The 21,314-nt window shown below is 76.0% G+C and carries 22 protein-coding genes; 11 read left to right on the top strand and 11 right to left on the bottom strand.

Annotated features, from left to right (window positions below):
• Positions 1-91: 91 nt before the first annotated feature.
• From GA0070611_RS08960 to tatC, 5 genes are all read left to right on the top strand, one after another.
• Positions 92-1,090 carry a helix-turn-helix transcriptional regulator gene (locus tag GA0070611_RS08960; protein WP_091660710.1) on the top strand — a complete coding sequence of 333 codons (999 nt, stop codon included), beginning with the start codon at positions 92-94 and terminating at the stop codon, positions 1,088-1,090.
• The gene (locus GA0070611_RS08955; protein ID WP_091660707.1) at positions 1,087-2,094 is read left to right on the top strand and encodes a helix-turn-helix transcriptional regulator; all 1,008 of its coding nucleotides are present in this window, start codon (positions 1,087-1,089) and stop codon (positions 2,092-2,094) included. The genes GA0070611_RS08960 and GA0070611_RS08955 overlap by 4 nt, the downstream gene beginning before the upstream one ends.
• 10 nt (positions 2,095-2,104) lie before the next feature.
• Positions 2,105-2,353 carry a hypothetical protein gene (locus GA0070611_RS08950; protein ID WP_091660704.1) on the top strand — a complete coding sequence of 83 codons (249 nt, stop codon included), beginning with the start codon at positions 2,105-2,107 and terminating at the stop codon, positions 2,351-2,353.
• Between the two features lie 216 nt (positions 2,354-2,569).
• Entirely contained in the window at positions 2,570-2,887 is a 318-nt protein-coding gene (gene tatA / locus GA0070611_RS08945; RefSeq protein WP_091660699.1) for a Sec-independent protein translocase subunit TatA, read from the top strand.
• Positions 2,888-2,907: 20 nt separating this feature from the next.
• Positions 2,908-3,861, top strand: coding sequence for a twin-arginine translocase subunit TatC (gene tatC / locus GA0070611_RS08940; RefSeq protein ID WP_091660693.1), 954 nt, complete (start codon positions 2,908-2,910; stop codon positions 3,859-3,861).
• A 58-nt stretch (positions 3,862-3,919) separates the two neighbouring features.
• Here tatC and GA0070611_RS08935 read toward each other — a convergent pair whose 3' ends face one another.
• From GA0070611_RS08935 to GA0070611_RS08925, 3 genes are read right to left on the bottom strand one after another with little or no spacing between them, the layout of a single operon-like run.
• The gene (locus tag GA0070611_RS08935) at positions 3,920-4,582 is read right to left on the bottom strand and encodes a response regulator (protein WP_091660689.1); all 663 of its coding nucleotides are present in this window, start codon (positions 4,580-4,582) and stop codon (positions 3,920-3,922) included.
• Positions 4,579-5,787 carry a sensor histidine kinase gene (locus tag GA0070611_RS08930; protein ID WP_091660685.1) on the bottom strand — a complete coding sequence of 403 codons (1,209 nt, stop codon included), beginning with the start codon at positions 5,785-5,787 and terminating at the stop codon, positions 4,579-4,581. Before GA0070611_RS08930 ends, GA0070611_RS08935 begins: the two co-directional genes overlap by 4 nt.
• Positions 5,784-6,350 carry a hypothetical protein gene (locus tag GA0070611_RS08925; protein ID WP_091660680.1) on the bottom strand — a complete coding sequence of 189 codons (567 nt, stop codon included), beginning with the start codon at positions 6,348-6,350 and terminating at the stop codon, positions 5,784-5,786. The genes GA0070611_RS08930 and GA0070611_RS08925 overlap by 4 nt, the downstream gene beginning before the upstream one ends.
• Positions 6,351-6,595: 245 nt before the next feature.
• Between GA0070611_RS08925 and GA0070611_RS08920 the strand changes: the two genes are divergently transcribed.
• Positions 6,596-7,819, top strand: coding sequence for a chymotrypsin family serine protease (locus tag GA0070611_RS08920; protein ID WP_157740270.1), 1,224 nt, complete (start codon positions 6,596-6,598; stop codon positions 7,817-7,819).
• Between the two features lie 48 nt (positions 7,820-7,867).
• On the opposite strand, the gene GA0070611_RS08915 is transcribed toward GA0070611_RS08920, so the two are convergent.
• The gene (locus GA0070611_RS08915) at positions 7,868-8,752 is read right to left on the bottom strand and encodes an ABC transporter substrate-binding protein (RefSeq protein WP_091660672.1); all 885 of its coding nucleotides are present in this window, start codon (positions 8,750-8,752) and stop codon (positions 7,868-7,870) included.
• 183 nt (positions 8,753-8,935) lie between these two features.
• On the opposite strand from GA0070611_RS08915, the gene GA0070611_RS31040 reads away from it, so the two are divergent.
• The 4 genes from GA0070611_RS31040 to GA0070611_RS08895 all read left to right on the top strand — a co-directional run bounded on the left by GA0070611_RS31040 (position 8,936) and on the right by GA0070611_RS08895 (position 13,279).
• Positions 8,936-9,313, top strand: coding sequence for an SCP2 sterol-binding domain-containing protein (locus GA0070611_RS31040; RefSeq protein ID WP_157740269.1), 378 nt, complete (start codon positions 8,936-8,938; stop codon positions 9,311-9,313).
• Complete coding sequence (locus tag GA0070611_RS08905; RefSeq protein ID WP_091660668.1) at positions 9,310-11,361, top strand: amylo-alpha-1,6-glucosidase; 2,052 nt, start codon at positions 9,310-9,312, stop codon at positions 11,359-11,361. Before GA0070611_RS31040 ends, GA0070611_RS08905 begins: the two co-directional genes overlap by 4 nt.
• A gap of 111 nt (positions 11,362-11,472) precedes the next feature.
• Positions 11,473-12,516: a zinc-dependent alcohol dehydrogenase family protein gene (locus tag GA0070611_RS08900; protein ID WP_091660664.1), complete on the top strand. Its 1,044-nt coding sequence runs from the start codon at positions 11,473-11,475 to the stop codon at positions 12,514-12,516.
• Between the two features lie 112 nt (positions 12,517-12,628).
• Positions 12,629-13,279 carry a fasciclin domain-containing protein gene (locus tag GA0070611_RS08895; protein WP_157740268.1) on the top strand — a complete coding sequence of 217 codons (651 nt, stop codon included), beginning with the start codon at positions 12,629-12,631 and terminating at the stop codon, positions 13,277-13,279.
• Positions 13,280-13,346: 67 nt separating this feature from the next.
• On the opposite strand, the gene GA0070611_RS08890 is transcribed toward GA0070611_RS08895, so the two are convergent.
• The 4 genes from GA0070611_RS08890 to GA0070611_RS08875 form a co-directional block, all read right to left on the bottom strand.
• Positions 13,347-14,291 carry a hypothetical protein gene (locus tag GA0070611_RS08890; RefSeq protein ID WP_091660661.1) on the bottom strand — a complete coding sequence of 315 codons (945 nt, stop codon included), beginning with the start codon at positions 14,289-14,291 and terminating at the stop codon, positions 13,347-13,349.
• Between the two features lie 160 nt (positions 14,292-14,451).
• Positions 14,452-15,714, bottom strand: a complete 1,263-nt coding sequence (gene kynU, locus GA0070611_RS08885; RefSeq protein ID WP_091672685.1) for a kynureninase — start codon at positions 15,712-15,714, stop codon at positions 14,452-14,454.
• Between the two features lie 89 nt (positions 15,715-15,803).
• Positions 15,804-16,541: a hypothetical protein gene (locus tag GA0070611_RS08880; RefSeq protein ID WP_091660658.1), complete on the bottom strand. Its 738-nt coding sequence runs from the start codon at positions 16,539-16,541 to the stop codon at positions 15,804-15,806.
• Positions 16,542-16,582: 41 nt separating this feature from the next.
• Positions 16,583-17,371 carry an RNA ligase family protein gene (locus GA0070611_RS08875; protein ID WP_197675887.1) on the bottom strand — a complete coding sequence of 263 codons (789 nt, stop codon included), beginning with the start codon at positions 17,369-17,371 and terminating at the stop codon, positions 16,583-16,585.
• Between the two features lie 132 nt (positions 17,372-17,503).
• On the opposite strand from GA0070611_RS08875, the gene GA0070611_RS08870 reads away from it, so the two are divergent.
• On the top strand, positions 17,504-18,421 hold the full coding sequence (locus GA0070611_RS08870; RefSeq protein WP_407940417.1) for a diacylglycerol kinase: 918 nt from the start codon (positions 17,504-17,506) through the stop codon (positions 18,419-18,421).
• Here GA0070611_RS08870 and GA0070611_RS08865 read toward each other — a convergent pair.
• The 3 genes from GA0070611_RS08865 to GA0070611_RS08855 form a co-directional block, all read right to left on the bottom strand.
• A complete protein-coding gene (locus tag GA0070611_RS08865) occupies positions 18,384-19,454 on the bottom strand; it encodes an EamA family transporter (RefSeq protein ID WP_091660647.1) in 1,071 nt (356 codons plus the stop codon). The two genes, GA0070611_RS08870 and GA0070611_RS08865, sit on opposite strands and share 38 nt — an antisense overlap.
• Before the next feature lie 253 nt (positions 19,455-19,707).
• On the bottom strand, positions 19,708-20,412 hold the full coding sequence (locus GA0070611_RS08860; RefSeq protein ID WP_091660643.1) for a TetR/AcrR family transcriptional regulator: 705 nt from the start codon (positions 20,410-20,412) through the stop codon (positions 19,708-19,710).
• A gap of 91 nt (positions 20,413-20,503) precedes the next feature.
• Positions 20,504-21,268 (bottom strand): HAD family hydrolase, encoded by a 765-nt coding sequence (locus GA0070611_RS08855; protein WP_091672683.1) that lies wholly within the window; start codon positions 21,266-21,268, stop codon positions 20,504-20,506.
• Positions 21,269-21,314 lie beyond the last annotated feature (46 nt).

Below are 21,314 nucleotides of genomic sequence, written 5' to 3'. Positions count from 1 at the left end.
CCGTCACGCGGTGTGGCGCGGATCGCGTACGCGCGCGTGCCACGCCTGCGCGGGTGCACGCCCACGCGGCCCGGGCTGCTAGCGTTCACCCGTGTCGCGGACCCGTACCGAACGCCTGGTCAACCTGGTGATCTGCCTGCTGTCCACGCGACGGTTCCTGACCGCCGCCCAGATCGCCGCGACCGTGCCCGGCTACGAGCACGATCCGGACGACGCCAAGGACCACGAGGCGTTCCAGCGCAAGTTCGAGCGGGACAAGGCCGAGCTGCGGGAACTCGGGGTGCCCCTGGAGACCGGGACGGCGAGCGTCTTCGACGCCGAGCCGGGTTACCGGATCGCCCACCGGGAGTACGCGCTGCCCGACATCCCGCTGGAGCCGGACGAGGCCGCCGCGGTGGGCATCGCCGCCCGGCTGTGGCAGCACGCCGGCCTGGCCGCCGCCGCCTCCTCCGGGCTGGCGAAGCTGCGCGCCGCGGGGATCGACGTCGACCCGCAGGCCACCCTGGGGCTGGAGCCGATGGTCACGGTCGACCCGGCGTTCGCCCCGTTGACCGCCGCCGCCCGGGACCGCCGGGAGGTCGGCTTCGACTACCGGGTGCCGGACGCCGACGCGCCGACGCGTCGCCGGTTGCAGCCGTGGGGCGTGGTCTGCTGGCGTGGCCGCTGGTACGTGGTCGGCCACGACCTGGACCGGGCGGCGACCCGCTGCTTCCGGCTCTCCCGGGTGGTCGGCGCGGTCCGGGCCACCGGTGCGCCGGGGGCCTACGAGCCGCCCGCCGGGGTCGACCTGATCAGCCACGTGGCCCGCTGGTCGGGCCCGGTGGAGCGGACCGGGCGGGCCACCGTGCTGGTCGCCCCGGGGCGGGCCGCCGGGCTGCGCCGCTGGGCGCTGGAGTGCGCGACCGGTCCGGACGGTGACCGGCTGGTGCTGCCGTACGCCGACGCCGACTTCCTGGCCGGCCAGCTCACCGGGTACGGCCCGGACGTGCGGGTGCTCGACCCGCCGGAGGTGCGGGAGGCCGTGATCCAACGGTTGAAGGAGATCGTGGCCCGGCACGACGAGCTGGCGCTCTCCGGGGGTGCCCGGTGACCCGCCCGGCGGCCCGGGGTGGCCGCGCCTCGGCGGACCGGCTCGCCCGGCTGCTCAACCTGGTGCCCTACCTGCTGGCCCGCCCGGGCATCGAGATCGCCGAGGCGGCCGGTGACCTGGGGGTGACCGAGCGGCAGCTGCGGGAGGACCTGGAGCTGCTCTGGGTGTGCGGGCTGCCCGGTTACGGCCCCGGTGACCTGATCGACATGGCGTTCGACGGGGACCGGGTCACCATCACCTACGACGCCGGGATCGACCGGCCGCTGCGGCTCACCCCGGACGAGGCGCTCGCCCTGGTGGTGGCGCTGCGGATGCTGGCGGAGACGCCCGGGGTGGCCAACCGGGAGGCGGTCGAGCGCGCCCTGGCGAAGATCGAGAGCGCGGCCGGCGACCTGGCCGGCGCGCCGGTCGAGGTGCGGCTGCCCGGCGACACCGCCCGGGTCCGCGAGCTGCGCGACGCGGTGGAGCGCGGCCGGGCGCTGCGGATCACCTACTACACGGCGGCCCGGGACGAGACGACCGAGCGGACCATCGACCCGCTGCGGATCCTGATGGTCGGTGGCCGGGCGTACGTGGAGGCGTGGTGCCGGCGGGCCGAGGCGGTCCGGCTGTTCCGGGCCGACCGGATCGACGCGGTCACCGAGCTGGCCGAGGCGGCGGTGGTGCCGCCGCAGGCGCGCCCGCACGACCTCACCGACGGGGTGTTCCGCCCCTCGCCGGACCTGCCGCTGATCACCCTGCGGATCGGGCGCGGCGAGCGGTGGATCACCGAGTACTACCCGTGCGAGCGGGTGGCGGCCGACGGCGAGCAGTGGCTGGTCTCCTTGCGGGTGACCGACCTGGGCTGGGCCCGCCGGTTCGTGCTCGGGCTCGGACCGGACGTCACCGTGCTCGCGCCGGTCGAGCTGGCCGAGCAGGTCCGGGCCCAGGCGGTCGCCGCGCTCGACGCGTACGCGGCACCGGTCCGCCCCGCCGACGCGGCGGTGGCGGGCGTCCCCCGGTAGGCTGACCGCCGTGGTGACGTGGATCGTGGTCGGGGTCGTGGTGGTGGCGTTCGTCGTGCTGGGCCTCGCGGTCCGGCCGGTGCTGGCCCGGCTGCCCCGGCTGCGCCGGGCGGCGCTGGCGTTGCAGGGCCGGCAGGCCGAGGCCCTGGCGCTGCAGTCGGCGGCCGAGGAGCTCCAGCAGCGGGCCGAGGCGTTGCAGGAGCGGGTTCTGGTGGCGCAGCAGCGCACCGAGCTGATCAAGGCCAAGCGCGGAAACTGATCGATGGCGGTCGGTCCGCTGCGCGATGGGTGCGCGTTCCGCGCCTGATTCGCGCACGATCGCGCCCTGTCGGGTGGTTGACGGGACGCTTGCGGTTGTCCGAGACTTCACCGACCGGGCCCGCACCGAGGGGCCGGGCGGGGTGGCAAGCCGCGTGCGCGCACGTACGATGGGCTCCGACCACCCCTCACCACACCTGAGCGACTGGAGCTTCCCATGGGTGCCCTCAAGCCGTGGCACATCGCCGTACTCGTGGTCGTGCTGATCCTGCTGTTCGGCGCGAAGCGGCTCCCCGACGCGGCCCGCTCGCTGGGCCGCTCGCTGCGGATCATCAAGGCCGAGACGAAGAGCCTGCACGACGACGACCGTGACCTGGCCGAGAAGGCCGACGCGCAGGCCGCGTACCAGCCGCTCCCGCCCCAGGGCGCCCCGCAGCAGCAGTACCCGCCGCAGCAGCAGCCGTACGCCCAGCAGCCGCAGCAGCAGCCGTACGCCCCGCCGGTCGACCCGGTGCAGCGCGTCCGCGAGAACTGACCCGAAAGGCCCCCACCACCGTGGCCTTCGCGTTGAAGAAGCGCGGCCCGAGCACCTTCGACCGGGCCGCCGACGGCTCGATGACGCTCATCGAGCACATCCGTGAGCTGCGGACCCGCCTGTTCCGGGCGTCCCTGGCGATCGTCGTCGGGCTGATCGTCGGGTACTTCCTGTCGGATCCGGCGTTCGACGTGCTCAGAGGGCCGTACTGCCGACTGCCCGACACCACCGACGCGGCCGGGCACTGCCAGAAGCTGCTGGCGCTGGCCCCGACCACCGGATTCGTGCTGAAGCTGAAGCTCTCGCTCTGGCTCGGCCTGATCGTCGGTGGTCCGGTCTGGCTGTACCAGCTCTGGGCGTTCATCGCCCCGGGCCTGCACCGGCACGAGCGCAAGTGGGCGTACGTCTTCGTGTCGATCGCGGCGCCGCTCTTCGCGGCCGGCGCGGTGCTGGCCTACTTCGTCGTCGACAAGGGCCTCGGTTTCCTGATGGAGTCCGGCGTCGGCGGGCTGTCCAACCAGTTCGAGGTCACCGCCTACATCGGCTTCGTCACGAACATGATCCTGCTGTTCGGGGTGGCGTTCGAGTTCCCGCTGATCCTGCTCATGCTCAACTTCACCGGCGTCGCCAGCGGCCGCCGGCTGCTGAGCTGGTGGCGAGCGGTGATCTTCGTGTCGTTCGCGTTCGCCGCGATCGCCACGCCGGACCCGGGGCCGTTCGGGATGACCCTGCTGGCCGCCGCGCTGTCGCTGCTCTACTTCGTGGCGGTGGGGGTGGCCTTCCTCAACGACAAGCGGCGCGGCCGGGGCAAGGAGATCTACTCCGACCTGGCCGACGACGAGGTGTCCCCGCTGGATCTCTCCGCCGAGCCGGTCGGGGTGTCCGGGCGGGTGGAGGCCACCGCGCCGATCGGCGCGCCCGAGCCGATCGCCGCGCCGGCGCCGATCGAGCGCCGCTACGACGACATGACCTGACGGTCGGTCGACCGACGCCGCTCCCGCTCCGGCGGGGGCGGCGTACGGCGTTCCGGGCTCAGGGCGGTGGTGGCATCAGTCCGCCCCGGTACGCGGCGGCCACCGCCTGCGCCCGGTCGCGGACCCCCAGCTTGGTCAGCACCCGGCCGACGTGGGTCTTCACGGTCGCCTCGCCGATGTGCAGCCGCTCCCCGATCTCGGTGTTCGACAGGCCGTGCGCCACCTGCACCAGCACCTCCCGTTCCCGGTCGGTGAGCCGGGACAGCGCGGCGTCGCCCGGCCCGTGCGGCGCGCCGAGCGCGGCGAAGTCGGTCAGCAGGGTGCGGGCCACCGCCGGGTCGAGCCACGCCTCACCGGCCGCGACCGCCCGGACCGCCATGGTCAGCTCGGCCGGCGCGGCGTCCTTGAGCAGGAACCCGCAGGCACCCGCGCGCAGCGCGGCCCGGACCGCCTCGTCCACGTGGTAGGTGGTCAGGATCAGCACCCGCACCGCCGCGGTGGCGTCGTCCCCGACGACCAGGCGGGTGGCGCTGACCCCGTCGGTGCCGGGCATCCGGACGTCCATCAGCAGCACGTCGGGACGCAGCTCGCGGGCCAGGGCGACCGCGGCCGCGCCGTCCGCGCACTCGCCGACCACGGTGATGTCCGCCTCGGCGGCGAGCAGCATGGCGATGCCGGAGCGGACCAGCGGCTGGTCGTCGGCGAGCAGCACCCGGATCACGCCACGGCCTCCCGCGCGACGGCGGCCAGCGGGAGCCGGGCCACCACCCGGAAGCCGCCGTCGGGCCCCGGTCCGGCGTCCAGCCGGCCACCGGCCACGGTCACCCGCTCGCGCAGCCCGAGCAGGCCGTGGCCGGTGGAGAGCCCGGCGGCCGGCGCGGGGCCGGCCGGACCGTCGTCGCGTACCTCCACCCGCAGGTCGTCCCGCCAGTCCAGGCGGACCACGGCCCGCGCGCCCGCGCCGGCGTGCCGGGTGACGTTGGTCAGCGCCTCCTGCACGGTCCGGTAGGCGGCCAGCCCCACGCTCGGGTGCACCGGCCGGGGCTCGCCGGCCACCACCAGCTCCACCGCCAGGCCGGTGCCGCGCAGCCCGCGCACCAGCTCGGGCACGTCGGCGACGCCCGGGTGTCCCGCCTCGGCGGGTTCCGGCGCGTCGGGGCCCAGCACGGCGAGCATCCGGCGCAGCTCCTCGACGGCCTGCCGGCCGGCGTGCTCGATGTGCCCGAGCGCGTCGGCGACCCGCGCCGGATCGGTCGGCAGCACCCGCCGCGCGCCGCCGGCCTGCAACACCATCACCGTCACCGAGTGGGCCACGATGTCGTGCAGCTCCCGGGAGATCCGGGCCCGTTCGGCGGCCACCGCGTGGGCCGCCTCGGCCACCCGCCGCCGCTCGGCCGCGGCCAGCCGCCGCCGGCTGGTGCCCGCCCACCGGCCGGCCGCCCACACCCCGGTGACCACCAGCGCGTACGCCAGGGCGAGGCCGACGAAGACGGCGGTCCGCCGGCCCGCGTCCGCCTGCCCGGCCAGCCACGCCTCGTTCGCCGCGATGACCAGGTACGGGGCCAGCGCGGGCGCGATCAGCCACGACCAGCGCGCCGGCGCGTACGCCCCGACGGCGAACAGCGCGGTCAGCGCGCCGAGCACCGGCTGGTACCCGGACACCAGCGCCGCCCCGACCAACGCGTGCAGCCAGAGCACGCCGAACACCGGCACCGGCGCGGTCCGCCGCCAGAGCAGGGCCACCGGCCCGAGCACCGCGTACCCGGCGAGCGCCAGCAGGCCGGGGGAGGCCCCGGCGTGCGCCAGGTCGGAGCCGGCGGTGGAGAACAGCGCCAGGTCCAGCAGCCAGACCGCGACCGCGACGGCGGCGTCGCGACCGGCCGGGAGGGTACGGCGCACGGCGGCCGGCGCGGCGACGGCGGTCATCGCGGACCGTGCGGTTCGCAGAAGCAGAACAGGATGCAGAGCCCGTCGGTGAGCGCCGCGGTCGAGTCGAACCGGTGCGCGGCGCGCCGCGGCTCCCGCTGCGCCCGCTCCAGCTCGCCGGCCCGCCGCAGCAGGTCGGCGTCGACCGCGTCGACCTCCCCGACCAGCACCCCCTGCTCGCGCAGCGCCGCCCAGAGGCCGCCGGTGCGCTCCGCGGCGTCGGCGAGCGCCGCCGCGTCGGCGCGACCGATCTGGGCGCTGTACACCGACGGCCGGCCGAGCTTCGCGGTGGCGGCCAGCGGCTCGCGGTCACCGACGGCGAAGCGGCCCCACTTCCACACCGGGGGCGCCTCGACCGGCAGCCGCTCCGCCGGCCCGGCCGGGAAGATCAGCACCTCCAGGTCGAGCGCCGGGTCGAAGAGCCGCTCCGGCGGGTCGGGCACCAGCACCAGGTCCCCGTCCACCAGGACACCGGTGGCGAGGTGACCGGCGGCCCGGTCGGGTGCGGCACGGTCCTGGACGGACACCCTGATGTCGGCGCGGATCGCCGTCTCGATGCACATGTGGTCCTCCGGGGGGCTGGGGGTGCCCGCAGGCTAGCCGCCGACCGGGTTCCGGACTGTCAGCTACGCGGCACAGTGATCACCCGGGCGGCGCAGGCCGACCACCCGGGTCCGTCCGTGGGGGGACGCGTCGGGTCGTCCCCGGGCCGGACGACGCGGCCCGTCGACTACCCGACCCTGGGGTCGCCGCCACCGAGGCGGCCCGGGACGGAGGTCCCGGACCGTTCCCGTCACCCGGAGGACCGATGACATCTGTGTTCACCCGCCGGCTCGCGGCGGTCGCCGCGGCGGTGCTCGTACTCGGCGGTCTCGCGGCCGCCCCGGCCCGGGCCGCCACCGACAAGCCCGCCTGGACCAGTGACAGGCCCGAGGACGGCTCGAACGCGGCGGCGGAGCTGATGGCGGCCCAGGAGCCGCTGGTCGACCTGGCCACCCGGATCACCGCCCTGGACCCGGACGGCAAGGGGCTGGGCGGGATCCGGCTGCGGGTCACCGAGCACGCCCTCGACCTGTGGTGGAAGGGCGACGTGCCGGGCGAGGTGCGCGACGAGGTGGCCCGCGCGGCGGAGGGCGGCGTCACCGTCGAGCTGGGCGAGTCCCGGTACAGCCAGCGGGAGCTGGTCGACGCCACCGAGGCGGTGCCGGCGCGGTGGAAGGACTTCCCCGGGCTGGTCGACGTCAGTCCCGCGGTGGACGGCAGCGGCCTGGTGGTCGGGGTGACCGGGGACGCCGACCCGGCCGGCTGGGACTTCGGCGTGCCCGCCACGGTGGTGCGCAGCGAGCAGGTGCGCCAGACCAGCCGGCAGAACGACTTCGCCCCCTGGTGGGGCGGTGCGGCGCTGCGGATGCCGTCGGGCAACTGCAGCACCGGCTTCGCCGTGATCCGGCGGACGCTGTGGTGGGAGAGCAGCCGCGGCATCCTCACCGCCGAGCACTGCGCGCCCGGCGGCGGGGTACGGGTCACCGACCCGACCGGTGAGCTGGTCGGCGTCGCCGAGCCGGCCCCGGCCCGGCGGCTCTCCGACTCGCTCTACGTGCCGACCCGCTCGGCGAACCGGATCTACGACGGCGGCGTCGGGGTGGGGGAGTTCTCCAAGCCGGTGGTCGGCGCGGTCGGCAACTTCCCCGGCCAGTTCGTCTGCACGTCCGGCGCCTTCACCGGGGTGCACTGCAACATCGTGACCACCCGGATCAACGCGTTGTTCCTGCTCTCCGGCGGCTCGTTCGTCAGCAGCGGCGCGCTCGGCACCCAGATCGACGCCCGGGCGGCGGTCGGCGCCGGGGACAGCGGCGGCCCGGTCTTCACCCTCACCGGCGGCTTCACCCAGACCCGGGCGGCCGGGCTGATCGTCGGCGGGCTCGACCCGGTGAGCTGCGGCGCGTTCGGTTCCGGCTGCTTCAACCAGGTCGCCTTCGTGGACATCGGCTTCGTGCTGCTGGCCCAGGACGCCCAGATCCTCACCTCCTGAGCCGCGCCGACGGCGGGCCGGTCCACCGGGGCCGGCCCGTCGCCGCGCTCAGGCCACCCGGCGGATCCGGTCCGGCGGCGGGGCCGGCACGGCGTCCGGGTGCAGGACGGCCGCGATCGCCTCGGCGCCGTCGACCAGCCGGGGGCCGGCCCGCACGATCAGCCCGTCGGCGTCCACCGCCCAGACCTGCGCGTCGGGGAAGTGCGGCGCCACCTCGGCGGCCTGCGCCGCCGCCCCGTCCAGCCGAAAGCCGCACGGGGTGACCAGCACCACCTCCGGTCGGGCGGCCCGCAGCGCCGCCCAGCTGGTCGCCGTGGAACGGGCCCCCGGATGGGTGGCCACCGGCTCGCCGCCGGCCGCCTCGACCAGGTCGGGGATCCAGTGCCCCGCGCCGAACGGCGGGTCCACCCACTCGACGACCGCGACCCGGCGCCGGGGCCGGCCGGCCACCGCCGCGCGGACCGCCGCGAGCCGCGCCCGCAGGCCGTCCACCAGGGCCTCCGCCCGCTCCGGTACGCGGGCCGCCGCGCCCACGGCACGGATCGTGCCAAGCACGTCGTCGAGGGTGTACGGGTCCAGCGACAGCACCTCCGCCCGGCAGCCGAGGTGCGCCACGGCGTCCGCCACCTGCCCGGAGGGCAGCGCGCAGACCCGGCAGAGGTCCTGGGTGAGGATCAGGTCCGGGTCCAGCCCGGCCAGGGCGCCGGCGTGCAGCGTGTACAGGTCGTCCCCGGCGGCGAGCCGGCCCCGGACGTACGCGTCGATCTCGCCGGGGCTCATGCCCCGGGTGTCGCGGCCGCCGACCACGACGGTGACCCCCGCCCGGTGGGCGGCCGGGACCTCGCACTCGAAGGTGACGCCGACCAGTTCGTCCCCGAGGCCCAGGGCGTAGGCGATCTCGGTGGCGGAGGGGAGCAGGGAGACCAGACGCATCCGGCCATCCTGCCCGGCCCCGCCACGGTGGCCGTACCGCCCCCGCCGGTTCCGTCGATCCGGGCGCTGCGGCCGGTGCCCGGCGATAGTCTGGGGCGGCGCCGGACCCGCCTGCCGCCGCAGCCCGGGGCACCGGCCGGCGCGGGGCCGCGGCGCGACGTCGCAGTCCGGGAGGCGCGTGCGGTGTCCGATCCGATCGAGGAGTTCTTCGCCCGGCTCACCGCCGGCCCGCCCGAACGGCTGCTGCCCCGCACGACCGGCACGATCCGGGTCGAGCTGACCGGGCCGGCCGGGGTCGACGTCTGGCACCTGAGCATCGCCGACGGGCGGGTGACGGTGGACCGGGCGGCCCGCGACGCCGACACGGTGATCCGTACCGACCGGGAGTTCTTCGCCCGGATGGCCCGGGGCGAGGCCAAACCGCTCACCGCCTGGCTGCGCAACGACCTCACCGTCCAGGGCCGGTTCCGGCTGGTGGTGCTGCTGGAGCGGCTCTTCGCGGCGCCGCCCGGGGGCCGCCACCCCCGGGCCGTGGCGGCCGGACGGGAGGGCACCGGATGAGGGCGGGTCTGGTCCGGGTGCTGGACGGCAACATCTTCGTGCTCAGCGAGGGCAACGGCGACATCGAGGCGACCGCCGGCAATCCGGTCGGCTTCTTCGACTTCGACACCCGGTTCCTGTCCCGGTGGCGGCTCACCCTGAACGGGGAACGGCTCAGCGCGCTCTCCGTCGCCGAACGCGACCACGTCACGCTGCGCTTCTTCCTGGTGCCCGGCGAGCCGACCCACTACGTCGACGCGAAGTCGTCGGTGATCCGGGAGCGCGCGATCACCGGCGGCGCGTTCGAGGAGCGGCTGACCGTGCTCAACCACGACCACCGGCCGGTGGAGTTCACCGTCCGACTGTCGGCGGCGAACGACTTCGCCCCGATCTACACGGTCCACGAGGAGCACACCCCGCCCGGGCGGCGCTACCACCGGGTGGAGGAGCGCCGGCTGCGGATCGGGTACCGGCGCGACCGGTTCCAGCGGGAGACCGTGATCGACAGCAGCGAGCCGGCGCAGGTCGACGAGGGCGGCCTGACGTACACCGTGCGGGTGGCCGCCAAGCAGAGCTGGACGGTCACCCTGCGGGTGCGGGCGCTGGTGCTGCGCCCCGACGGGCGCGACGTCCGCGAGCAGCTGGAGCGGCGGCCCCGGCGCAGCGCCGCCGAACGGCGGCGCGACCTCGCCGACTGGCTGGACCGCGCGCCCACCCTCAGCTGCGACTGGTCCGCGATGACCACCGCCTGGCAGCGCAGCCTGGTGGACCTCGCCGCGCTGCGCTTCTCGCCGCTGACCCTGCCCGACGACGTGATGCCCGCCGCCGGCCTGCCCTGGACGGCCACCATCACCGGCCGGGACAGCCTGATCACCGCCTTCCAGGCACTGCCGGTCGCCCCGGAGCTGGCCGCGGGCGCGCTGCGGATGCTCGGCATCGACCAGGGCTCCGTGCTGGACGACTTCCGCGACGAGGAACCCGGCAAGATCCTGCGCGAGTTCCGCTACGGCGAGCTGGTCGCCTTCGAGGAGCGCCCCGAGTCGCCCTACTACGGCAGCGCCGACGCCACCCCGCTGTACGTGATCCTGCTCGACGAGTACGAGCGGTGGACCGGCGACGCGGAGCTGGTCCGCGAGTTCGAGGACGAGGCCCGCGCGGCGCTGGCCTGGATCGACGCGTACGGCGACCTGCTGGGCGACGGCTACGTCCGGTACCGGCGGCGCAACGACCGCACCGGGGTGGCCAACCAGGGCTGGAAGGACTCGCCGGAGGCGATCTGTCACGCCGACGGCCGGCTGCCCGGTCCGCCGCTGGCCACCTGCGAACTCCAGGGGTACGCGTACGACGCGAAGCTGCGCGGAGCCCGGCTGGCCCGTGAGTTCTGGGGCGACCCGGACTACGCCGCGCGGCTGGAACAGCAGGCCGCGGCGCTGCGCGACCGCTTCGACCGGGACTTCTGGATCGCCGACCGGGGCTTCTACGCCCTCGCCCTCGACGGTGACGGGCGGCAGGTCGACGGGCTGGCGTCCAACATGGGTCACCTGCTGTTCAGCGGGATCGTCCCGGCCGAGCGGGCGGCCCGGGTGGCGGAGCAGCTCACCGGGGACCGCCTCTTCACCGGCTGGGGGGTGCGCAGCTTCGGCGCGGGCCAGGCCCGGTACAACCCGCTCGGGCTGCACCTGGGCGCGGTGTGGCCGTTCGACAACGCGCTGATCGCCTGGGGCCTGCGCCGGTACGGCTTCGCCGAGGAGGCCGGCCGGATCGCCGAGGGCGTGATCGAGGCGGCCGCCTACTTCGACGGGCGGCTGCCGGGGGCGTTCGCCGGCTATCCCCGGGACCTGACCGACTTCCCGGTGCCGTACCCGACGGCCGACAGCCCGCAGGCGATGGCCACCGGCGCGCCCCTGCTGCTGCTGCGCGCCCTGCTCGGGCTGGAGCCGGCCGGTGAGCACCTGCTGATGGCGCCCCGGGTGCCGGCCCGCTTCGGCCGGCTGGAGCTGCTGGACGTGCCGGGCCGGTGGGGTCGCATCGACGTGATCAGCAGCGGCCTCGCCCGCGCCCGTGGGTGAGCCGGGACACCCGCGCGTACCGGCGGGTCGGGGCGGGCGGCGCGGGCGGTCTAGCGTCTCCCGTCGTCGGCCCCGCCGACCGAACAGACCCTCCACCGGAAGGACACGCCGATGCGCGCCACCGTGATCCACGGCCCGAACGACATCCGGGTCGAGGAGGTGCCGGACGCCGCCGTCCGCAACCCCACCGACGCCGTCGTACGGGTCCTGCTCGCCTGCATCTGCGGCAGCGACCTGTGGGCGTACCGGGGCGTGGCGCAGCGGCAGCCGGGGCAGCGCATCGGCCACGAGTTCCTCGGCGTGGTCGAGGAGGTCGGCGCCGAGGTCGGCACGGTCCGGGCCGGTGACCTGGTGGTGGCCCCGTTCGTCTGGTCCGACGGGGTCTGCGACTTCTGCCGCGAGGGCCTGCACACCTCCTGCCCACACGGCGGGTTCTGGGGCTCGCCCGGTTCCGACGGCGGCCAGGGCGAGGCCGTCCGCGTCCCGTACGCCGACGGCACCCTGGTCCGGCTCCCCGCCGAGGCGGCCGGCGACGAGCGGCTGCTCACCGCGCTGCTGGCACTCAGTGACGTGCTGGCCACCGGTCACCACGCCGCCCTCGCCGCCCGGGTCCGGCCCGGCGCCACGGTGGCGGTGGTCGGGGACGGCGCGGTCGGCCTCTGCGGGGTGCTCGCCGCGCGGCGGCTCGGCGCCGAGCGGATCATCGCGCTGGGCCGGCACACCGCCCGCACCGACATCGCCCGCTCGTTCGGCGCCACCGACGTGGTCGCCGAGCGGGGCGACGCGGCGGTCGACGCCGTCCGGGAGCTGACCCGAGGTCAGGGCGCGCACGCGGTGCTGGAGGCGGTCGGCACCGAGGAGTCGATGCGGACCGCGATCTCCATCGCCCGCGACGGCGGCGCGGTCGGCTACGTCGGCGTGCCGCACGGCGGCAGTGCCGGGGTGGACATCGGGCAGATGTTCAACCGCAACGTCGCCGTCGGCGGCGGCGTCGCCCCGGCCCGCGCGTACCTGCCGGAGCTGCTCGCCGACGTGCTCGCCGGCACCGTCGACCCGTCGCCGGTCTTCGACCGGACGGTCACCCTGGACGAGGTGCCGGACGGCTACCGGGCGATGGACGACCGGTCGGCGCTGAAGGTCCGCATCACCTTCTGAGGCCGGCCGGCAACATTCCTCGGGCCGGGCTGCATCCGGATCGGAGGGTCGGGGCGAAGCATGGTTCGTGACGATCGGTCACGGACCTGTTCGCCCCGACGAAAGGCCCACCATGAACATCACCCGCCTCGCCGCCCGCCTCGCCGTCGGCGCCACCGCCGCCGCGGTGGCCACCACCGCCGTGGCGCTGCCCGCGCAGGCCGCCACCCGGGAGCCCGGCACCCGCTCGCTCGCGGCCGTGCTGACCGCCGACACCTCCGGCTTCGACCACAACTCGCGCGACTTCGACGTGCTCACCGCCGCGGTCAAGGCGGTGCTGCAGGCCAAGCCGGACTCGCCGGTGAAGGTGCTCGCCGACGGCACCGTCGCGCTGACCGCGTTCGTGCCGACCGACTACGCGTTCCGCGAGCTGGTCCGCGACCTCACCCACGCCCGGACGCTGCCCGGTGAGCAGGCGGCGTTCACCGCCGTCGCCGGGCTCGGCATCGACACCGTGGAGGACGTGCTGCTCTACCACGTGGTGCCGGGCGCCACGATCGACCGCCGGGCCGCGCTGAAGGCCGACGGCGCCGACCTGACCACCGCGGCCGGCGCGACCGTCGAGGTCGACGTGCGGCACTGCTGGTACGGCCGGCAGGTGCGGCTGATCGACGCCGACACCAGCGACCGGGACGCCCGGGTGGTGGTCTTCGACATCAACAAGGGCAACAAGCAGATCGCCCACGCCGTCGACCGGGTGCTGCGCCCGGTCGACCTGCCCTGACCCCGACAGGGCCGCGACGGCACCCGGCGCGCCCGCGCCGGGTGCCGTCGCCCGTACCACCCGGGGGTCAGTTGTAGGGCATCATCGGGAACCAGCCGAAGCCGAAGCGGGCGGGCACCCGCAGGTCCCAGTAGACGACGGTGAACACGCCCAGCGCGATCAGCAGCGCGCCGGTGACCACCGCGGCCCGGGACGGGTGCGCCATCCACCGGACGAACCGGCCCCGGGTGGCCAGCACCAGCAGCGCGAACAGCGACGTCACCAGCAGGATGTTGCCCAGCGACTGGAGGGCGAACGCGGCCGCGCCGTAGAGCGGGTTGCCGCTGTCGACGGCCCAGTGGAACAACTTGTTGAACAGCGGGTACGGCCGGCCGACGAGGAAGCCGCCGACCAGCGCGCCCATCGTGACCAGCCGCCACGTCGGGCGGCCCGCGAAGGGGTCCGGCAGCGCGCCGAGCGCGGCCAGGCCGAGGTACGTCAGGGCCAGTCCGATCACCCCGAAGGCCACCGACGACTGGATCAGGCGCACCGGCATCCCGTCCACCGTGTCGGTGGACAGCTGCGGCAGCCGGTCGCCGAGCAGCACCCCGATCGCCCCGTACGCGGCCGAGACGGTGAGCATGCCCAGCGCCAGCCAGCCCACCGGGCGCAGCAGCGGGCGCAGCATCCCGGCCCGGCCCTGTCCGGCGCGCGCCGCGCCGACCTGGCTCATCGGGCCGATCGACGCCGCCATCGCGATGTTGCAGGCGGTGAAGGTGCCGGCGAAACCGGAGACGAAGGCGAACAGCAGTCCCGCCGCGGTGCCACCGATCGCGGTGGCCTTCGCGTCGTGGCCGAGGACGGTGTCGGCGACGGTGTCCCCGATGACCTTGTCGACCAGCTCGAAGGACCAGAGCACGGCCAGCAGCACGCCGGCGGCGGCGCTGAGCAGCCCGACCCGGAGCCGACGGCCACGGGCGGGTTCGGGGACGGCCGGCTCGACGGTGTTGCGGGGGACCTCGCGAAGTGCCATGTGCGCCTCTTTCCGGCAGAGGGCGCCGGCCGGCCCGTCCCGGGGCGGCGGCGTACGCCGGCACCTGCCCGCGGGACGCGGCCGGACCGTGCGCGGGCGTGTCCCCTGATGATGACGGCGCGGCGGGGCCCGGTCCTCTCCCAGATTGCCGAGGTCCGGGTCAGGTGACCCGGGTCGGCCCGGCCGGCACCCGCTCGTACGACCGGCGCTCGGCGATGTCCCGCAGCCGGTCCATCGCGTCCCAGACGTCGACGAAGCGGGTGTAGAGCGGGGCCGGGCCGAGCCGCAGCCGGTCCGGGGCGCGGTAGTCGCCGACCACCCGGGCCTGCTCGGCCAGCGCGCGTGAGATCCGCAGCGCCTCCGGGTGGTGCAGGCTGACGTGGCTGCCCCGCCGGTCCGGGTCCCGGGGCGAGGCCACCGTGAAGCCGTACGGGGTGAGCCACGCGTCGGCCAGACTGACGATCGCCTCGCCGAGCCGCCGGCCCTTCTCCCGGACCCGGTCGATGCCCGCCTCGGCGAGCACGTCGAGGGCCGGGTCGAGGGCGGCCATGCCGAGCACCGGTGGGGTGCCCACCTGGAACCGGTCCAGGTCCGGCACCGGGTCGTAGTCGGGGCCCATGGCGAACTGGTCCCGCTGGCCGAACCAGCCCCAGATCGGCTGGCGCAGCCGCTCCTGCAGCTCCCGCCGGACGTAGAGGAAGGCCGGGGCGCCCGGCCCGCCGTTGAGGTACTTGTAGGTGCAGCCGACCGCGAGGTCCGCGCCGGTCGCGGCCAACTCGACCGGTACCGAGCCCGCCGCGTGCGACAGGTCCCAGAGGACGTACGCGCCGACCGCGCGGGCGGCCTCGTTCACCGCGGCCAGGTCCAGCAGGGCCCCGCACCGGTACGAGACGGCGGAGAGCACCACCAGGGCGACGTCGTCGTCCAGGGCGGCCCGCAGCGTCGCCAGGTCCAGCCCCTGGTCGAGGTCGGAGGGGAGGGTCCGCAGGGTGAGCCCGCGCGCCTCGGCCAGGCCCTGCAGGAGATACCGGTCGGTGGGGAAGTCCTCGGCGTCGACGAGGATCGTGCGCCGGCCCGGCGCCGCGTCCAGGGCGGCGGCGGCCAGCTTGTACAGGTTCACCGAGGTGGAGTCGGAGACCACCACCTCGTCGGGGCGCGCGCCGAGGGCGTGCGCGGCGAGCCGGTCACCGATCCGGCGGGCCCAGTCGATCCAGGTCGGCCAGCCCCGCACGAGCTGACCGCCCCAGCCGTCGCGGACCAGCCGGGCCAGGTGGTCCGGGGTGGCGGCCGGGAGCCGGCCGAGCGAGTTGCCGTCGAGGTAGATCAGGTCGTGGTCGGCGATGACGAAGCGGTCCCGCAGCTCGGCCAGCGGGTCGGCGGCGTCCAGCTCCTTGAACAGGTACCGGGGAAACTCGTCGGACACGCCCACTCCTCACCTCACCGCGGTCGGGCCCAGGGTAGGCGAGCCGCCGGCGGCGGGCGCGGACGGTGCCGCCGCTCCCACCGGGTGGACTAGTGCGGGGAGCGGCCGAACGCGCTGCTCAGCGCCGTCCCGGTGGTGCAGGGCAGCTCGCCGGGCGCGAGCTGGGTGTGCGACGGGCGCCACAGTCGTACGCCCGCGGCGGTGACCTGGGCCAGCAGGCAGTCGTACTGCGCCGCGCGCAGCGCCACGCCGACCGTGCCGGCCCGCCCGGCGACCTCCTGGCGGACGGCGGGGTCCAGGCGCAGCCCGGCGACGGCGGCCCGGACCGCCGCCTCGTCCGGGTCGGTGTGGGCGAGGGCGGCCGTCAGTCGCTCGTCGACGCCGTCCAGCGACGGGTCCGGCGTCACCGGGAGCGGATCGCCGGACGGGCACTCGACGTCGTCGTCGCGGCGGTCGTCGTGCGGGCCGAGGCGCAGCCGGAAGCAGATCCGCTCGTCGCCCTCGGCTACCAGTTTGCCCCGGCGGTCGTAGGCCCGGCCGTGCCCGACCACCCCGAGCACCAAGGTCACCCCGGTCTGCCAGTGCGTCTCGCCGGTGACCGCCAGGACCGTCACGTCGGGCTGCTGGGCGGCGGTGTGCGCGTAGTCGTCGGCCTTGTGGAGGTGGTCGTGGTCGAAGCGCCGGAGCACCCCGTCGACCTTCTGCCCGGCGTCGGCGACCGCGCTGCGGTGGTACCGCACCTGTGGTGAGGTGCGGTACCACAGCAGGCCGCCGGCCGCGGCCAGCACCAGCACCACCGCCGCGACGAGCAGGATCCGTCGACGCACGCACGGAAGTATGGCGCAGCGGCGCCGGACCCGCTGTCCCGTCAGCGGCCCCCACCGCGCCGGCGCCGGGCCCGCTCGTAGTCGGCGAACCGGGCCTTGGCGATCACCGACCGGTCGACGGTGCGCAGCACCACACCCTCGGAGCGGCCGGCCGGCCCGTCCAGCGCGACCCGTGTCTCGGGCAGCAGGTCGGTCAGGAACGCGCGCGTCTTGTCCAGGTCCCGGGGGAGTTCGGTGGCGTCCCGGACGCCGAGGCGGGGCACCGTGGCCAGGCCGAGCCGGTCCGCCGTGGCGGTCAGCGCCGCCTCGTCGAGCCAGCGCTGCCCGCCGCCGTCGCGCCAGGCCGCGATCCGTTCGGCCGGCAGGTCCAGCAGCTCGGCGTACCCGTCGAGGACGGCGACGTCGAAGAGGCGGTGACCGACCCGGCGGCTGGCCGTGTAGTGCTTCGACGCGGCGGTCACCTTGCCGCCGTACACCTCGAGGTAGTGCACGGTGATCCGGTCGGTGTCGGCGGCCTCGGCGCGCAGCCGTTCGGCGAGGTCGCGCAGCGCCTCGACGATGCCCAGCGCCGGGTTGCCGATCAGGTCGCCCCGGGCGTACAGCAGCTCCTCCCGGCTGCCGATCAGGTACTCGCCGTCCGGGGTGAGGATGATCCGGCTGTTGGTGCCGTCCACCTTCTCGGTGAGGGTCACCGGCCCGGTGAACTCGACGACCTCCTCGCGCAGCCCGCCGTCGCGCGGGTCGAGCGCGTGGTACGTCGGGATCGACGGGTACTTCGTCAGCGAGTTGACCGCCCGCAGGTCGGCGGTGCGGATGTCGAAGTCGGGCACGGGTCGCTCCTCCCGGGTCGTGGCCGGGGCAGCGTACCGTCGCGGGCACTGTGGACGCCGCCGGTTCACCGGCCGACGGCCGCCCCCGTCGCCCCTGGTGGCGCGCCTGCCCGGTGCCGTACGGTGCTCGCCGTGACCGCGCACGATCATGTCCCGCCCGGCCCCGTCGCCGTGCTCGCGAACCCCACCGCCGGCCGGGGCCGGCACCGGGGGCTGCTGCCGCGCCTGCTGGACCGGCTGGCCCACGCCGCCCGCCCGGTACGCCTGCTGGAGGCGACCGGCCCGGCCGAGGCGGAGGCGGCCTGCCGCGCGGCGGTGGCCGACGGTGCGGGCGCGCTGGTCGCGGTCGGCGGGGACGGCACGGTGCACCGGGCGTTGCAGGCGGTCGCCGGCACGGCGGTGCCGTTCGGCCCGGTGCCCGCCGGCACCGGCAACGACTTCGCCGTGGAGACCGGCTTCCCGGCCGACCCGCTCGCCGCCGTGGCGGTGATCGTCGACGCGCTGCGCGCCGGCCGGACCCGGTCGGTGGACCTGGCCCGGCTGACCGCTGCCGACGGCACCGAGCGCTGGTACGGCGCGGTGCTGGCGGCCGGCTTCGACGCGATCGTCAACGAGCGGGCCAACCGGATGCGCTGGCCGCGCGGCCCCCGCCGGTACGACCTGGCCATCCTGGTCGAGCTGGCCCGGCTCCGGCCGCGCCGCTACCGGCTGTCGCTCGACGGCGAGCCGCAGGAGGTGGACGCGGTGCTGGTGGCGGTGGGCAACGCGGCCAGCTACGGCGGCGGGATGCGGATCTGCCCGGACGCCGACCCGACCGACGGGCTGCTGGACGTGGTGGTGGGTGGCCGGTTCGACCGGCGTACCCTGCTGCGCGTCAAGCCCCGCATCTACCGGGGAACCCACGTGACGCACCCGCTGGTGCGAACCTACCGGGCCCGCACGGTGGAGCTGTCCGCCGAGGGCATCACCACGTACGTCGACGGGGAGCGGGCGTTCGACCTGCCGGTACGGGTCAGCGCGGTGCCGGCGGCGGTGCGGCTCCTGCGCTGAGCAGCGGCCCGCCGTCGGCCGGCCCCCGCGCCGGCACGGCATCCGGCGGTGCGGGGGCCGGCGGTGCGGTGGCGTGCGGTGGGGTGCCGTGCGGGTTGGCGACGTCCGGCGGGGCGGCGGCGGTCGGTGGGGCGTCCGGCGGTGCGGGGGTCGGCGCTGGGGCGGCGGACGGTGCGGCGGCGCGTACCGCGCCGGCGCTGGCGGCGATCACCAGGGCGATGGCCAGGATCTCCACCGGCCGCAGTTCCTGGCCGAGGACCAGCCAGCCGGCCAGCGCGGCGATCGCCGGCCCGAGGCTCATCAGCACCGCGAAGGTCGTGGTGGGCAGCCGGCGCAGCGCGATCAGTTCGAGGGTGTACGGCAGCACCGAGGCGAGCAGGGCCAGCCCGACCCCGAGCCCCAGCACCGCCGGGTGCGCCAGCCGGGTCCCCGACCCGGCGAGCCCGAGCGGCAGGGTGACCAGCGCGGCCACCGCCAGGGCCAGGGCCAGGCCGTCGGCGCGGGGGAACCGGCCGCCGACCCGGGCCGAGCAGACGATGTACGCGGCCCACAGCGCGCCCGCCGCGAGCGCCAGCCCGACGCCGACCGGGTCGAGCCGGTCGAACCCGCCCCGGCCCAGCAGGGCCACCCCGGCCAGCGCGAGCGCGGCCCAGCACCAGCCGGCCAGCCGGCGCGCGGTGAGCACCGACAGGGTCAGCGGCCCGAGCACTTCCAGGGTGACCGCCGGACCGAGCGGGATCCGCTCGATGGCCTGGTAGAAGATCGAGTTCATGCCGGCCAGGGCCAGCCCGAAGGCGATCACGGCCGCCCAGTCGGCCCGTCCGTGCCCGCGCAGTCGCGGCCGGCACACCGCCAGCATGAGCAGCGCCCCGAGGGTCAGCCGCAGGGTCACCGCCCCGGCCACCCCGGTACGCGGGAAGAGCAGCGCGGCGACCGCCGAGCCGAACTGCACCGACAGCGCCCCGCCGAGCACCAGCCCCACCGCACCCGGACGCCCCCGCAGGGAGCGCGGGACCGCACCACGCACTGTCATGCCGTGACCGTAGACCGCCCCTTACCACCCCACCCCGCCGCCCCCGCCCCACCCGCACCCGTCCCGCCCTCACGCCGCGCCGCCCTCACGTCGCGACCTTGCAGTTGCTGCCCCGACGAAAGACGCTTTTCGGACATCAGGAGGGCGCTAAGTGCAAGATCGCCGGGCCAGGCCAGGGCGGGCCAGGGCGGGGCGGGCGGGGTGGCCCGAGGCGGGGCGGGCGGACCGGGCCAGGTCGGGGCGGGTTGGTGGGTCAGCGGGGTGGGGTGGTGGCGATGCGGTCGAGCCACTCGGTGAGCAGGGCCTGTTCGGCGGGGGTGAGGTCGGTGGTGAGGGTCGGCAGGGCGGTGCGCAGGGCGACGGCGTGCCGGACCGCCCGGTCGGGTTCCCGGGCGCGGGCGAGGGCGCTGTCGGTGCAGACGGCGCCGAGGACCGCCTCGCGGGTGGCGGGGGAGAGGCGCGCGTCCCGGTCGGGCGGCGGGGTGCGGATCAGGGTGAGGGTCACCCCGCAGGCCGCCGCGTGCACCATGGTCGCGGCCCGGTCGACGCCGACCCGGAGCCGGCCCGCCTCGGCGACCCGGGAGACGAGTTGGCCCAGGATGTCGGCGGCCACCCGGGCGGCGGTCGGTGCCGCCCCGGGACGGGGGTCGCCGTACATGAGCGTGAAGCAGGCCGGGTTCGCCACCCCGAACTCCACCTGCATGTCCCAGCCCTGGCGCAGGTCGTCGACCGGGTCGGCGGCCGGCTCGCGGGCCGCCTTGGCGTGCAGGTAGGTCGCGAAGCCGTAGCTGGCGGCGGCGTCGAGCAGGCCCCGCATGTCCCCGAACTGCCGGTAGATCGTCGGCGCCTGGACGCCCGCCGCGCGGCTCACCGCCCGGGTGGTGACGGCGTCCCGACCTCCGTCGGCGAGCAGCGCGGCGGCGGCCCGCACGATCCGGTCCCGCGGTGAGGTCTCCATGTGGATCATGGTAGCGGCGCTACCAGATGTCGGTTAGCAAGGCGCATTAACGCGAGTATCGATGCTGCGTTAGCGGTGATGCAACGCCTGGTCAGGACGGCAGCGCCAGGTCGAGCACCGCGCCGAGGCCGTTGCCCCGCCCGGCGTCGGCACAGGGCAGCACGAGTACGGCGCACCCGGCCCCGACCGCGCCGGCGTCGGCCGGGGTGTCACCCACCATCAGCGCGTGCTCCGGGTCGACGCCCAGCATCCCGCAGGCGCGCAGGAAGATCCCCGGGTCGGGCTTGCAGCGCCCCACCTCGTACGACAGCGCGTACGCGTCGACCAGCCCGTCCAGCCCCCAGGCCGCGAAGAGTGGCCGGATGTCGAAGCCGATGTTGCTGACCACGGCCACCTTCACCCCGGCCCGGCGCAGCGCGGTGAGCACCGCCTCGGTGTCCGGGTAGGGCACCCAGCCCTCGGGGACCAGGACCCGCTCGTAGAGCGCGTCGGCGAACCCGTCGATGCCGGCGTCGACCGTCTCCGCCAGCCCGGTGTACGCCCCCCGGTGGGCGTGCTCGTAGAGATCGCGGTCGGCCCACAACTCGGCCAGCCGGGGCGGCACCCGGGCCGGCAGTGGCCCGCCCGCCCGGCCGGCGGTGAGCAGCCGGTCCGCCAGCGCGGTGGCCCGGGCCCGGTCCAGCTCGGCGCCGCACGCGGCGGCGGCGGCCAGCACCCACTGGCGGGGGTCCTCCACCTGGGCGAGTGTGCCGTGGAAGTCGAAGAGCACGCCCTGGACCGGTCGGCGGGACGGGCTCGGGCGGACGGCGTCGTCGGCGCCGCTCGAGGCGTGGGGTGGTTCGGCATGATCCGGCACGTCGTGCACCCTACCGACCCGCTCCGACCGTCCTGCCGGATGGCCT

Source organism: Micromonospora auratinigra, assembly GCF_900089595.1.
Lineage (GTDB): Bacteria > Actinomycetota > Actinomycetes > Mycobacteriales > Micromonosporaceae > Micromonospora > Micromonospora auratinigra.
The sequence above is the reverse complement of the archived record's forward strand: the minus strand, read 5'-3'. Positions and strand labels throughout refer to the sequence as shown.

What these genes read in the sequence shown, in the direction of transcription:
- GA0070611_RS08900 (WP_091660664.1), top strand. Translation starts at nt 11,473, where the DNA reads ATGCGCGCCACCGTGATCCACGGCCCGAACGACATCCGGGTCGAGGAG.
- GA0070611_RS08890 (WP_091660661.1), bottom strand. Translation starts at nt 14,291, where the DNA reads ATGGCACTTCGCGAGGTCCCCCGCAACACCGTCGAGCCGGCCGTCCCC.
- GA0070611_RS08905 (WP_091660668.1), top strand. Translation starts at nt 9,310, where the DNA reads ATGAGGGCGGGTCTGGTCCGGGTGCTGGACGGCAACATCTTCGTGCTC.
- GA0070611_RS08930 (WP_091660685.1), bottom strand. Translation starts at nt 5,787, where the DNA reads ATGACCGCCGTCGCCGCGCCGGCCGCCGTGCGCCGTACCCTCCCGGCC.
- GA0070611_RS08865 (WP_091660647.1), bottom strand. Translation starts at nt 19,454, where the DNA reads ATGACAGTGCGTGGTGCGGTCCCGCGCTCCCTGCGGGGGCGTCCGGGT.
- tatA (WP_091660699.1), top strand. Translation starts at nt 2,570, where the DNA reads ATGGGTGCCCTCAAGCCGTGGCACATCGCCGTACTCGTGGTCGTGCTG.
- GA0070611_RS08925 (WP_091660680.1), bottom strand. Translation starts at nt 6,350, where the DNA reads ATGTGCATCGAGACGGCGATCCGCGCCGACATCAGGGTGTCCGTCCAG.
- GA0070611_RS08915 (WP_091660672.1), bottom strand. Translation starts at nt 8,752, where the DNA reads ATGCGTCTGGTCTCCCTGCTCCCCTCCGCCACCGAGATCGCCTACGCC.
- GA0070611_RS08895 (WP_157740268.1), top strand. Translation starts at nt 12,629, where the DNA reads ATGAACATCACCCGCCTCGCCGCCCGCCTCGCCGTCGGCGCCACCGCC.
- GA0070611_RS08860 (WP_091660643.1), bottom strand. Translation starts at nt 20,412, where the DNA reads ATGGAGACCTCACCGCGGGACCGGATCGTGCGGGCCGCCGCCGCGCTG.
- GA0070611_RS08920 (WP_157740270.1), top strand. Translation starts at nt 6,596, where the DNA reads ATGACATCTGTGTTCACCCGCCGGCTCGCGGCGGTCGCCGCGGCGGTG.